The organism is Mucilaginibacter glaciei, from assembly GCF_014773245.1.
Taxonomy (GTDB): domain Bacteria; phylum Bacteroidota; class Bacteroidia; order Sphingobacteriales; family Sphingobacteriaceae; genus Mucilaginibacter; species Mucilaginibacter glaciei.
On record NZ_JACWMX010000003.1, the window covers coordinates 326049 to 338829 of the forward strand.

General features: G+C 43.1%; 10 protein-coding genes, 2 tRNA genes and 1 riboswitch. Of the genes, 9 read left to right on the forward strand and 3 right to left on the reverse strand.

Going from position 1 to position 12781, the window contains the following annotated elements:
* The first annotated feature begins 163 nt into the window (after positions 1 to 163).
* Positions 164 to 1393, forward strand: a complete 1230-nt coding sequence (locus tag IDJ76_RS09080) for an NADP-dependent isocitrate dehydrogenase (RefSeq protein WP_191162987.1) — start codon at positions 164 to 166, stop codon at positions 1391 to 1393.
* Between the two features lie 194 nt (positions 1394 to 1587).
* Positions 1588 to 2568 carry a type I phosphomannose isomerase catalytic subunit gene (locus IDJ76_RS09085; RefSeq protein ID WP_191162988.1) on the forward strand — a complete coding sequence of 327 codons (981 nt, stop codon included), beginning with the start codon at positions 1588 to 1590 and terminating at the stop codon, positions 2566 to 2568.
* Between the two features lie 38 nt (positions 2569 to 2606).
* Here the strand turns inward: IDJ76_RS09085 and IDJ76_RS09090 are convergent, their stop codons facing one another.
* Complete coding sequence (locus IDJ76_RS09090) at positions 2607 to 4088, reverse strand: sensor histidine kinase (RefSeq protein WP_191162989.1); 1482 nt, start codon at positions 4086 to 4088, stop codon at positions 2607 to 2609.
* Between the two features lie 365 nt (positions 4089 to 4453).
* Between IDJ76_RS09090 and IDJ76_RS09095 the strand changes: the two genes are divergently transcribed.
* The 5 genes from IDJ76_RS09095 to IDJ76_RS09115 all read left to right on the forward strand — a co-directional run bounded on the left by IDJ76_RS09095 (position 4454) and on the right by IDJ76_RS09115 (position 8401).
* Positions 4454 to 5527 carry a glycoside hydrolase family 2 TIM barrel-domain containing protein gene (locus tag IDJ76_RS09095; protein ID WP_191162990.1) on the forward strand — a complete coding sequence of 358 codons (1074 nt, stop codon included), beginning with the start codon at positions 4454 to 4456 and terminating at the stop codon, positions 5525 to 5527.
* A 186-nt stretch (positions 5528 to 5713) separates the two neighbouring features.
* Positions 5714 to 5829: riboswitch (SAM riboswitch) on the forward strand.
* Between the two features lie 166 nt (positions 5830 to 5995).
* Positions 5996 to 6631, forward strand: coding sequence for a peroxiredoxin (locus tag IDJ76_RS09100; protein WP_191162991.1), 636 nt, complete (start codon positions 5996 to 5998; stop codon positions 6629 to 6631).
* 12 nt (positions 6632 to 6643) lie between these two features.
* Positions 6644 to 6717, forward strand: a tRNA-Cys gene (locus IDJ76_RS09105).
* Between the two features lie 275 nt (positions 6718 to 6992).
* Complete coding sequence (locus IDJ76_RS09110) at positions 6993 to 7937, forward strand: DUF5996 family protein (RefSeq protein ID WP_191162992.1); 945 nt, start codon at positions 6993 to 6995, stop codon at positions 7935 to 7937.
* An 83-nt stretch (positions 7938 to 8020) separates the two neighbouring features.
* A complete protein-coding gene (locus IDJ76_RS09115; RefSeq protein WP_191162993.1) occupies positions 8021 to 8401 on the forward strand; it encodes a hypothetical protein in 381 nt (126 codons plus the stop codon).
* 109 nt (positions 8402 to 8510) lie between these two features.
* On the opposite strand, the gene IDJ76_RS09120 is transcribed toward IDJ76_RS09115, so the two are convergent.
* Complete coding sequence (locus tag IDJ76_RS09120; RefSeq protein WP_224746261.1) at positions 8511 to 9185, reverse strand: class I SAM-dependent methyltransferase; 675 nt, start codon at positions 9183 to 9185, stop codon at positions 8511 to 8513.
* Between the two features lie 129 nt (positions 9186 to 9314).
* On the opposite strand from IDJ76_RS09120, the gene IDJ76_RS09125 reads away from it, so the two are divergent.
* Positions 9315 to 11489 (forward strand): carbohydrate binding family 9 domain-containing protein, encoded by a 2175-nt coding sequence (locus IDJ76_RS09125; protein ID WP_191162994.1) that lies wholly within the window; start codon positions 9315 to 9317, stop codon positions 11487 to 11489.
* A gap of 34 nt (positions 11490 to 11523) precedes the next feature.
* Here the strand turns inward: IDJ76_RS09125 and IDJ76_RS09130 are convergent, their stop codons facing one another.
* Positions 11524 to 12492, reverse strand: a complete 969-nt coding sequence (locus IDJ76_RS09130; RefSeq protein WP_191162995.1) for a hypothetical protein — start codon at positions 12490 to 12492, stop codon at positions 11524 to 11526.
* 126 nt (positions 12493 to 12618) lie between these two features.
* On the opposite strand from IDJ76_RS09130, the gene IDJ76_RS09135 reads away from it, so the two are divergent.
* Positions 12619 to 12689 (forward strand) — tRNA-Gln (locus IDJ76_RS09135).
* The last annotated feature ends 92 nt before the right edge of the window (positions 12690 to 12781 follow it).

Sequence of the window (12781 nt, forward strand, 5' to 3'; positions counted from 1 at the left end):
TTTTTGCCACAAAATAGTCGGCGTTAATTGTAGGTTAACTAATTGGTTTGAAATCGTATTCGTTAAAATATTTTATTTTAAGTGCCTGTGTTGAATTTTTTGAAATAAAATTTTATGTAAGTTTGACACCGTTAAAAACAGATAATAACCAATAAAAAGAGGTATGTCAAAAATTAAAGTAGTAAACCCGGTAGTTGAACTGGATGGTGATGAAATGACACGCATCATCTGGAAATTCATTAAAGATAAACTGATAGTTCCGTATCTGGACCTTGATATTAAATATTATGACCTGGGTATCGAGTATCGTGATGAGACCGATGACCAGGTTACTGTAGATGCCGCGAATGCTATTTTACAGTATGGTGTGGGTATTAAATGTGCCACCATTACACCTGATGAAGAGCGTGTAAAAGAATTTGGCCTGAAACAAATGTGGCGTTCACCAAACGGCACCATCCGTAATATATTAGATGGTACCGTTTTCCGCGAGCCGATTGTGATGAGCAATGTGCCACGTTTAGTGCCAAACTGGACAGCCCCTATCTGCATTGGCCGCCACGCTTTTGGCGATCAGTACCGTGCTACCGATTTTGTTACTAAAGGAAAAGGTAAACTAACCATAAAATTCACCCCTGAAGATGGTGGCGCCGAGCAGTCATTTGAAGTTTACAACTTTAAGGGCGACGGCGTAGCTTTGGCTATGTACAATACCGATGAGTCTATCCGCGGCTTTGCGCATGCTTGTTTTAACCAGGCATTGATGAAAGGCTGGCCATTATATTTATCTACCAAAAACACCATCCTGAAAAAATACGATGGCCGTTTTAAGGATATTTTTGAAGAGATCTATCAAGCTGATTATAAAACTAAGTTTACCGAAGCAGGGATTACCTACGAACACCGCTTAATTGACGACATGGTTGCATCGGCCTTGAAATGGAACGGTAACTTTGTTTGGGCTTGTAAAAACTATGATGGCGACGTGCAAAGCGACACCGTAGCGCAAGGATTTGGTTCATTAGGCTTAATGACTTCAACCCTGGTTACGCCTGATGGTACTGTAATGGAGGCCGAGGCAGCACACGGTACTGTTACCCGCCACTACCGCGAGCACCAGGCAGGCCGCCCAACATCTACTAACCCTATCGCATCTATCTTTGCATGGACACGTGGCTTAGAGTTCCGCGGGATATTAGATAATAACCAGGAACTGGTTGACTTCTGTAAAGCATTAGAAGAAGTTTGTATCGAAACGGTTGAAAGCGGTAAAATGACCAAGGATTTGGCCATCACCATTAAACCAAAGGTTGAGCATGGTACAGATTACCTGTACACCGAAGAGTTTTTAGAAGCGATCAATCAAAACTTACAAGCTAAATTAGCTAAGTAATAGTTACTGATATTTTATCAGGCCCGTTTGCCGTAAGGCAGACGGGCTTTTTTTTGTTTAGTAGCGCTTGGTTTTCATAAAAAGGTTGTTTGGGAATAAGCTATTTCTTTACCTTAGCGGGCGTTAGCGAATTGGTTTATCAGGCAACCATTTTGCTTTTATATTGTTAAATCCTTACACTTATACATACTACCATGTCAGCATTATATCCGTTAAAATTCAAAACCATATTTAAAGATAAAATTTGGGGCGGCCACAAAATTGAGACCTATCTGCATAAAAACATTGGCAACTTGCCTAATTGCGGCGAAACCTGGGAGATCTCGGGCGTAAAGTCGGATGTTTCTGTGGTGGAGAGCGGCGAGCTGAAGGGCCAGTCATTAGCTGATCTTTTGGAGCAATATAAGGATGAGCTGGTGGGTAAAAAGGTGTATGAGCATTTTGGCAATATCTTCCCGCTGCTGATCAAATTTATAGATGCTAACGACGACCTGAGTGTGCAGGTACACCCTAATGACGAACTGGCTAAGAAACGCCACAACTCATTCGGTAAAACCGAAATGTGGTACGTAATAGAGGCCGATCCCGGCAGCACACTCATTGCAGGCTTTAACCGTGAGATGAACGAGCAGGAATATGTGGACGCCCTGAACAGCGGCCATATTATGGATATACTAAACAAAGAAGATGTTACTGCAGGTGATGTTTACTTTTTGCCGGCCGGCCGGGTGCACACTATTGGTAAGGGGTTGCTGATAGCCGAGATCCAGCAAACATCAGATATTACCTACCGTATCTATGATTTTGATAGGGTGGATGATAAAGGCAATAAGCGCGAGCTGCATACCCAGGAGGCTTTAGCAGCTATTGACTACAAGCATTACCCGGATTATAAAACCCAGTACGTGCCCGCTAAAAATGAGGATGTGCACTTGGTAACCTGCCCTTATTTTACCACTAATATTATGGATTATACCCAAAGCACCAGCAAGGATTATTCTGGCCTTGATTCGTTCGTGATCCACGTTTGTGTGGCGGGCGAGTACACCATTAAGCACAACGATATGGCTTACCCCGTTAAAATGGGCGAGTGTATCCTGTTGCCAAAAACGATTGATAAGGTAGAGTTAAAGACAACATCAGGGTTCAAGATTCTGGAGAGTTACATACAATAAAACGAAGAGAGCCATGAAGAACATAGTTCGGCATGGTTTTATACGAGTTTAACGGTAAACCTTGTACCCACATTTACGGTACTGTCAACACTGATACTTCCGCCTAATGCTTCAACCTGGTTGCGGGTAATAAAAAGGCCTATACCCTTGGCATCCTTGTTTAAGTGGAAGGTTTTATACATGCCAAATACGTCGTTGCCATAGCGTTCCAGGTCTATACCCATCCCGTTATCCTCAACTATCAGGTAAATGTGCTCGCCATCTTTCACTACGCGGCATGTTACCATAGGGGCACGGTCAGGGTGTTTATATTTTAACGCATTAGTTAACAAGTTTTGCAAAATACTTTCCAGGTAGGCCGGTATGTAGTTTAGCTGTGGGGCTTGGCTAAAATCGGCATGTATTTGTGCATCGGTAGCCACAATGCTTCCGCTTAGGCCCGCCAATATATTGTTGTAAATGGTTTCAAAATCAACCATTTTACGTTCCTTACCAATCTCGGTTTGGATCTTTACGATCTCGTCCAGGTGGCCGATTGTTGAATTTAGGCTGTCGCTGATGGTTTTGATGTGTGCAAAGATCTCTTCCCGTTCGTCCTGCAATACAGCGTCGTTATGCAAATCAACCATAAACTGTAAATTACCGGCGTGGCTGCGCAGGTTGTGCGATACAATGTAGGCGAAGTTTTGCAAGCGCTTGTTCTGGTCGTCAAGCAGGTTAATTGACGACTGCATGGTAATACCACGTTTCTTAACGTTATCAATATCCTGAAAGATACCGCGGATGGTGACACATTTTCCGAAGGCATCAATAACGGGCACGCCTTTAGCCCGTACCCATATCACATTATTTTTTGCCGTACGGAAAAGTACCTCGATGTCATATGGCCTGCAATAAATCTGTGCATTTTTAACACATTCGGTAACCAGCGGCCGATAAGCCGGTTCAAAAAAGCTAATGGCTTCCTCAACCTTTAATTTTACTTCGCCGGTCAATTCAAAAATATCATATACATCACGCGATAGTGATAACTGCATGCCAGATATATCTATTTCCCATCCGCCAACTTTCGCAATCCGGCTGGTATCGGCACTTTGGTTTTCTGTTTGTGCCGCCTGCAGCTGGGCAATTTTATATTGATGAATATTGGTAAGCATACCGTATATAACGGTACCATTTGGGGTTTCGATTTTTTCAGAAGTGCTTTCAAACCATTGATACCCATTTTGCTTAGTGAGCAGCCTGATGTGCGCTGGAGTAATAGTGCTTTTTAAAGCCTGGTCTGTAGAGCGCAAAAAGATTTTTTTATCTTCAAAGTAGAGGATATTCTCAAAAAAATTGGGGTATGAACACTCTATCTCGCCGGGCGCATAACCCAGCATGGCGTAAAACCCTGCCGACCAGTTGGTTTTTTTTGTCGCGGTATTATGCTCCCACAACCCGGCATTTACATGATTAATGATGTGCTCAAAATGCTCAATGCTTTCGCCAGAAAATTTGTGCGCTTCAGAAAAACTCATTTCAATTCACTAAATTATAACACCCATGCTAATAAGTATGCCAAAAAAATTTAGCCGTTGCATATACAACCCCTTGTTGTAGCTTTGTAAAATAACATGCGTGATGGGTAGATTTTTTTGCCAAAAAATTACTCGGCGCGCAAAATTATCAAAGTATTTTGAATTTAGTGTATTGAATATAAGCATAATAAGAGTAGAGTTGAAGCAACCTGATTTCATTAAAGGCCGGGCTTAATTCCAGGATTCAGTTGCGTCGGTAGTTTCATTTTTTTATTATACCTACATGATTGATTTTTAAATATCCCAGTGTCATTCGCTTTTCTATACAAATTATTGTTACTTTACTACTACCAATTATAAACTTCATGAAAAGCATTCTCTTTAAAACAGCAACGTTGATTTTACTGGCTTCGTCATTATTCAATGAAGCATCCGCGCAAAAAGCTTCCGCCGCTAAAGTATGGACGCCAGCAAAGGCCAATGCCTGGTATGCGCAGCACAAGTGGATGAGCGGGGCCGATTTTATTCCCAGCACGGCTATTAACCAGTTAGAGATGTGGCAGGCCGATACGTTTGACCCAACTACTATCGACAGGGAACTGGGTTATGCCGAAGGCATCGGCTTTAACACCATGCGGGTGTTTTTATATAGCCTGGCCTGGCAGCAGGATAAGGCCGGGTTTAAAAAACGGGTAGATCAATACCTTGCTATCGCAGCTAAACACCACATCCAAACCATGTTTGTGTTCTTTGACGATTGCTGGAACGCCGGTGCTAAAGTTGGTTTACAACCCGCCCCAAAAACAGGTGTCCACAATTCGGGCTGGTTGCAGGATCCGGGCAACCGCGAGCGGAACGCAGGCGAAAATGCCCTGTTGGAGGCCTATGTAAAAGATGTTTTGACCACTTTTAAGCACGATAAGCGCATTTTGCTTTGGGACTTATATAACGAACCGGGTAATTCAGGTAAAAAGGATGCATCAATGGGTTTACTTGCGAATGTGTTCAACTGGGCACGCGCGGTCAATCCGGATCAGCCGGTATCCGCAGGTTTGTGGGATTGGGGTTTCGAAAAGCTGAACGCTTACCAGGCATCAAATTCAGATATTATAACGTATCACGATTACACGGACGAAAAATCACACTTAAAAACCATCCAGCTTTTAAAAACGCATGGTAAGCCATTGATCTGTACAGAATATATGGCCCGTACCCGCGGCAGTCATTTTAGTAATATCATGCCGATGCTAAAGCAGGAGCACGTAGGTGCACTTAACTGGGGCTTTGTAATGGGTAAAACCAATACTATTTACGCCTGGGACAACCCCATGCCTGATGGTACTGAACCAAAAGAGTGGTTCCACGATATTTTCCGCAAGGATGGTACGCCTTATAAAACGGATGAGGTGGAGCTGATCAAAAAACTGAACGGGAAATAGAAAAATTTAATTATATATAGCGATTTTGAGATCTGTGCTTTCTTAAATTTAAACCTGAAGTCAGTTTCTTTTATTTTTTCTTCCTCTTTATCAATTACTTAAGTTAAAGTTTTTAAAAATATAATAAAGTCTATAGGATTAATAGAATTAATATCTACATTTGTCATGTTAATCGTTCTTTAAATATACTTATCCAGAAAGACAGAGGGAAAGGCCCTATGATGTCTTAGCAACCTGTACCGGCTTAACCGCTTGTAAAAGGTGCTAATTCCTGCTTCGCTGCGTGCGGAGACAGATAAGCTGATTTAAAAGAAATTGAATGCTCACTTGAGCTATTCTCTTTAGCCCAACTACCCGGGCACTCTTAAAAAGCTCATCGCTGTTTCACGGATAATTTTGATTGAAAACATATTTGCAAAAGCATAGCTTTATTGCAACAACAATATTTTAAAACTTAAAAGCAAAATTATGAGCTTACGAATTGGCGACGACGCCCCAAATTTTAAGGCACAAACATCGCAAGGCGAAATTGATTTTTATGAATACCTTGGCGATAGCTGGGGGGTACTATTCTCGCATCCTGCTGATTATACCCCTGTATGTACCACTGAGCTCGGCAAGACGGCATCGCTGAAAGACGAGTTCGAAAAACGTAACGTAAAAGTGATTGCATTGAGTACAGACAGTGCCGAATCGCATAAAGGCTGGATCAGCGACATTAACGAGACACAGAATGTGGAGGTTACCTTCCCGATCATCGGCGACGAGAGCCGCGAGATCTCTCAGGCCTATGACATGATACACCCGAACGCTTCATTAACCGCAACAGTACGTTCGTTGTTCATTATTGGTCCCGATAAAAAGATCAAACTGATCATCAGCTATCCTGCATCTACCGGCCGTAATTTCCAGGAAATTTTAAGGGTGATAGACTCCCTGCAACTAACGGCTTACCACAGCGTAGCAACTCCTGCCGATTGGAAAGATGGGGAAGATGTTGTTGTACTGCCATCCATTAAAACAGAAGATATCCCCGCTAAATTCCCTAAAGGGTTTACAGAGGTTAAGCCTTACCTGCGCACAACGCCGCAGCCAAATAAATAGGCCCTAAGATAAAGTCGCGTGGCCGAGAGGATAGGTATGGGTCTGCAAAACCTTTAACGGTAGTTCGAATCTACCCGCGACGTCCAATTTTTTAAGTTGATTTAGTTTTTCAGGAAGCGACAGGTTGAAGAGCCTGTCGCTTTTGTTTTAAGCCGATTAAGAGAGCTTAGACCGCCGCTGCCGCAAGTGTTCTCACTTGTGGCCCGCATGCAAAGTATTGGGGTCATAATTCCGTTTAAGTATAGCATCCTGTTCGGGTGCTGCAATAGGTTGAAGAACCTGGAGGCTCTCTGTAAGACACCAGTTTGAAACATAACCCGTAATACTTAACCTGTCTAAAAGTTTCAGCGTATCTTTACGTATGAGCAACGCAACTACCCATCCCTGGCCCAAACTCGATTATCACTATTTGAAAGATACAATTGCATCTGTACACATGTGGACGCAGATCATAGGAAAGGTGCGACTGATAAAAACGCCCTGGATCAACCACAGCTGGCATGTTACCTTGTACGTAAGCGCCACGGGGTTAACCACTGGCAGCATGGCTTATGAGAAAGGTGTTTTCCAGATCGATCTGGATTTTGTTACGCATCAGCTGCATATCACTACAAGCGCGGGTAACAACCGTTCATTTGCTTTGGGTGCCGACACTGTTGCACAATTTTATAACACGTTGATGGGTGACCTTCAAGCTTTAGGTATTGATGCAGAGATTTACGCTGTACCTAACGAGGTTGATCCAGCCATCCCATTTGCAGAAAATCATACGCCCTGTAAATACGAAGGCGCTGTGATGCATACGCTATGGCAGGCAATGGTTCAAATTAATAATGTGTTTGTTGAATTCCGGTCGGGGTTTTCCGGAAAATGCAGCCCGGTACATTTCTTTTGGGGCGCGTTTGATTTGGCTGTTACCCGCTTTTCGGGACGTACAGCGCCGTTACATCCCGGCGGTGCACCCAATATCCCGGTTGCCGTAATGCAGGAAGCCTATTCGCAAGAAGTAAGCTCGGCCGGGTTTTGGCCGGGCAGCGAGCAGTTCCCGCAGCCGGCATTCTATTCGTACTGTTACCCAACGCCTGCCGATTACGGTAATCAACAAGTAAGCCCACCCGGGGCTTTTTACAGTAATGAAATGGGCGAGTTCTTTTTGACTTACGAAGTAGTGCAGGCATCAGCAAACCCGTCGGATACGCTGATGCAGTTTTTGCAATCAACTTATGATGCAGCAGCATTAACAGGTAATTGGGACAAGCAACTTCAATGCGATTTGCAAGGGTTGAAAAATAACGTGGGTAAATAGTTGGTTTTGCGTGAGTTGGTTGATAAAGAGTAAATTAAATTAACTATAAAAAAACTTTATGTTGATTTCTTGCTTCTGTCCTTATGAAAAGATGGGTAGAGGGGGAGCGTTTATCAACGATAATTGAAAATAATACAAATATTTCGGAGGCGCACACGCGCAAATTGTACAAAGAGCGCCTTAAAATGCGCCGTTTAAAAGCTTTGAACGATAGGTACCTGTCGCCACCAAAACGAAGTTTTTTTAAATTCTCGCATTTTAAACAACGTAAAAAGAAGTTAGACAAGCAGGAGATTCGATACCGCTACTTTTTGCTTCTGATCCCGATATTACTTATCGTAAGCGTATTGGGCTTTCATTATGAATATAACACAATTGCTTTGGTAAGTTTAGGTTTAACAATGTTGATGAGTTCAACTTCGATATGGATGTATTATTCGAGGCTGGAGAAGATTAAAGCGTAGAAAAGGCGTTTATTTAACAAATTATAATTTGTTAAATAGTTACACGACTGATAATCAAGTGTTCACGTTTGTTCACGATGTTCATGGTGTTCACGTGAACACGTATGCCCTATAGTTTCTGTATACACCAGGTAGTCATGCAGCGCAAATTTTGCACGTTAGTAGTTTTAATGGGCTCAAAAAGTACGCCGCCTAAAACGTCAGTATATTCCAATAGTATCTGCTCATTTACCAGGAAACGTTCTGATTCATCGGGTAATAAATAGCGGCTGTTACCTAACGGTGTAACCAAATGCTCTATGCCGATATCTGATGCCAGCCGTGCAAAAAAGTAACCACCTGGTTTTAAAACCTTCCATATAGAGCGCAGCATTGCGTCAAAATGGTTGCTATCTTCGGCGAAATGCAGCACCGCATTACAGATCACAAGGTCGAAGGAATTATGCTCAAAAGGCATGTCTTCCGCCGTACCAATAATAAAGTTTCCGGTAGCATTATCAGACCGCAAGATCTTTGCCATCACCTGTAACTGCGTAACCGCTTCGGGGTTAGGGTCTATTCCATATACTTCCGATCCGTTTTGCAGGAAATAAACCAGGTTGCGCCCGTTACCACAGCCAACGTCAAGGATTTTTTGGCACTCATCAAACCGGCCTTTTAATAATTGGTCGAACAAGTAAATATCGATGTTGCCGTAAAGTTGTTGTAGGTTGTTTTGCATTAGGATAGGGTTAACCTCAGCCCGGCCCTTTAAACGGTACAGGTGCAGGATAAATTTCTGCAAGGTAACAATATTGCTATGGCTTTTAAAGGATGTTAAGGGGTGGTGCTTTGTGCAATAATATTTATATTATTGTGTAACGCTTACATCATAGCGGCGGTATTATCTCACAAACCTAAGTACCATACCCACTTGTATAAATTAAATTTACTCCTGTTACTTGGTTGCTGCACATTTTGCAATTACGCCTTCGCGCAGCAAAAAAAGAACGCTAATTACCAGATCCATATTAAACGCGCTGCAAGTGCGATAAAAATTGATGGTTTAACGGATGATGCCGACTGGCAAAAGGCTGACTCGGCAGCTAACTTTTTTATGGTGCTGCCTATGGATACCAGCTTTGCCAAAGTGCGTACCACAGTAAAAATGAGTTATGATAACAATAACCTTTACCTATTGGCCATTTGCTACACCGTAAGGCCCGGGCCATATATGGTTGAATCATTAAAACGAGATTTCAATTTTGGCAAGAATGATAACTTCCTGCTATTTATGGATCCCTTTGATGCGCGTACCGATGGCTTTAGCTTTGGTGCCAACGCAGCAGGGGCGCAATGGGACGGTACCATGTACGAGGGCGGAAAGGTTGATCTGAGTTGGGACAATAAATGGTATTCGGCGGTGAAAAATTACCCGGATAAATGGGTGTTCGAGGCAGCTATCCCTTTTAAAAGTATCCGTTACAAAAAAGGCATCCGCGAGTGGGGCATTAACTTTAGCCGTAACGACCTGATCACTACCGAAAAATCGAGCTGGGCACCGGTGCCACGGCAGTTTCCTACAGCATCATTAGCTTATACCGGCAGTATTATCTGGGATGAAGAACCCCCCGTGGCCAGCAGCAATGTATCGGTTATACCTTACGTGCTGGGTGGTGTAAGTAAAGATTTCCAGGCAGGCACCAAGGCCGCTTATCGTAAAGAGATTGGCGGCGATGTAAAGGTAGCGCTCACTTCATCATTAAATTTAGATGCGACGGTTAACCCCGATTTTTCGCAGGTGGATGTAGATCAGCAGGTGATCAATCTGAACAGGTATGAACTGTTCTTCCCCGAAAAGCGCCAGTTTTTTCTGGAGAACGGCGACTTATTTTCCAATTTCGGTTATGCCGATATCCGGCCTTTCTTTTCGCGAAGAATAGGGCTGAATGCCCCTATCCGTTTTGGTGCCAGGATGACAGGTAAGATCGATAAGAACTGGCGGGTAGGGGTGATGGATGTGCAGACTGGCCAATCGGGCGCGGCTAACTTACCGGGGCAAAATTTTGGCGTGGTAACCTTGCAACACCGGGTGTTTTCGCGCTCCAACATCGCGTTTATGTTTATTAATAAAGATGCGACCAGTAGTGCACCATCTGCCGGGAGCACCGCGCCGGGGTATAACCGCAACGTAGGGTTAGAATATAACCTGGCATCATCTAATAATTTGTATACGGGTAAATTTCTGGCGTTAAAATCATTCAGCCCCAATGTTAGCGGCCATGATTTTGTAGCTGCGGGCAACTTGCAATACTTAAGTAAATACTGGACTTTTTACCTGCAACAACAATACGTAGGCAGAAACTACAATGCCGAAGTGGGCTATGTGCCCAGAGTAGGTTACAATAAGATCAACCCGCTGATACAGCATAACTTTTTTCCTAAATCAGGAGTGGTGCTGTCACACGGATTGCAATTATCAAGCACCTACTTTTTTGATGAGCACTTTAAACGGACGGATAACGAAAGTATTTTTAGTTACCTGATCACTTTTCGTAACCGTAGCACGCTTACCTTTTCGGGATTGGATACTTATGTGAAGTTACTGCGCCCGTTCGACCCGACCAATAACGGTAATGCGCCGTTACCTACAGGTACGGCAAACCATTGGAACACTGCCGATGTGCAGTTTGCATCTAAACCGCAAAGTGTGTTCACCTATTTATTTGAGGCGGCCCGCGGCGGTTATTATGAAAATGGTAACAGGTTGAGCTTAACCGGGCAAATGGGGTACCGCTTTCAGCCTTATGTGAATTTGATAATGAATTTATCGTACAACGACCTGCATATGCCGCAGCCCTACGGCCGCACAAAATTCTGGTTGGTAGGCCCGCGGGCTGATGTTACCTTTACCAATACGCTTTACTTTACCACTTTTGTGCAATATAACGAGCAAGCCAAAAACATGAACATCAACAGCCGCCTACAGTGGCGCTACAAACCCGCGTCAGATTTTTTCATCGTGTATGGGGATAATTCCATCCCATCGCCGTTTACGGTAAAAAACAGGCAGTTAACTGTAAAATGGACGTATTGGTGGAACATTTAGTTTCCAAGTTTTACTAAGACTGATTTGATATTTCTTACTTCTTCTTAATTCCCTTAACATGCATGACCACCACGCTGCTGTGCGGCATACCCAGGGTAGTTGCCGGGGTACCTTTAAGGTAGGCTGATAGATATCCGTCAACAATTGCGCGAAGCACCTTATTGGTTTGGGTCTCAAACTCGGTAAAACTAAAATTGCGGTTCTTTTTGAAAAGCAGTTTGCCCTTGTCGTCAATGGTCATGGTGAAAGAATAGCTGAAATCTTCGTAAGCATTTTTTATGACTACGTTATATTCCGGTAGCAGGTAATCAGCCAATAAACCCGATTCTTTTTTATTTTCGGCTGCGGTACTTTCTCGGCTAATGGTGATGAGCGGGCTTTTAGGCACGAGTACTGCGGGTACACGCCCTGCAAATGCTTTCGCAGTATCAGCATTGGCTTTGGCTACCATTTGCTGTATAAAAACCGTGTCCTTACGGCTCGGATGGATCAGTTTTTCGGCAGTGGTATGCAATACATTCTTAATATAATCATTATTATAAAGGGTCATATACACCACCGATTCATCGCGTGTAAGCTTGCGGCCTTCTACTTTCAGCACCTGAAAAATGATGCTATCCTTGGTTTGTTTCCGTAAACGCATGTAAGCCCAGGCTATGTTGAAAATAGAGTCGTGATCAAAAAGCATCGGGGCATTGCCCCAGGTTTTGTTTACAGGGTTGTAGATGTTTACAGAATCATCATTCAAGAATTTAAAGCGCCACTCGGGCTCTAACTGATAACCATATTCGCTAAACGAAATGCCGTTTTTAAAGGTCCGTTTAACTTCGGTGAAATTTTGGCCCCATTGGGGTTTAAAAGTTGGCTTAACAGACTCGTCGCTCTCTATAGTGCGGTAAACTTTGCCTTTCTCGGGCCCGTTGTTGCAGGAATTGAATGTGGTTATTGTTAAAACCAGCACTAATAATAGATAGATGTTATTGCGCGAAAGGATGTTATTCATAAAAATGTTGCAACGGCGAATATAAGTGATTGGCCTTAAACCTTGCAGGTCATATAATGATTTAGCGTAGGCAATTGTTTATTTTTTTATATTTTTGCGATCATATCCATATGTGATATGCCGTATTTTCCTGTAGTGTAACGGTAGCACCCCAGACTCTGACTCTGTTAGTAGTGGTTCGAATCCATTCAGGAAAACAAAAATGCCGCAACTCGCGGATCTGACTTATTATCCTAAAAAGGAGCACAACAAAAAATAAAGCTGCCCTATCTTAATGCCTATATCCTCT

What these genes read in the sequence shown, in the direction of transcription:
- IDJ76_RS09090 (WP_191162989.1), bottom strand. Translation starts at nt 4,088, where the DNA reads ATGAGTTTTTCTGAAGCGCACAAATTTTCTGGCGAAAGCATTGAGCAT.
- IDJ76_RS09110 (WP_191162992.1), top strand. Translation starts at nt 6,993, where the DNA reads ATGAGCAACGCAACTACCCATCCCTGGCCCAAACTCGATTATCACTAT.
- IDJ76_RS09080 (WP_191162987.1), top strand. Translation starts at nt 164, where the DNA reads ATGTCAAAAATTAAAGTAGTAAACCCGGTAGTTGAACTGGATGGTGAT.
- IDJ76_RS09095 (WP_191162990.1), top strand. Translation starts at nt 4,454, where the DNA reads ATGAAAAGCATTCTCTTTAAAACAGCAACGTTGATTTTACTGGCTTCG.
- IDJ76_RS09085 (WP_191162988.1), top strand. Translation starts at nt 1,588, where the DNA reads ATGTCAGCATTATATCCGTTAAAATTCAAAACCATATTTAAAGATAAA.
- IDJ76_RS09100 (WP_191162991.1), top strand. Translation starts at nt 5,996, where the DNA reads ATGAGCTTACGAATTGGCGACGACGCCCCAAATTTTAAGGCACAAACA.
- IDJ76_RS09115 (WP_191162993.1), top strand. Translation starts at nt 8,021, where the DNA reads ATGAAAAGATGGGTAGAGGGGGAGCGTTTATCAACGATAATTGAAAAT.
- IDJ76_RS09130 (WP_191162995.1), bottom strand. Translation starts at nt 12,492, where the DNA reads ATGAATAACATCCTTTCGCGCAATAACATCTATCTATTATTAGTGCTG.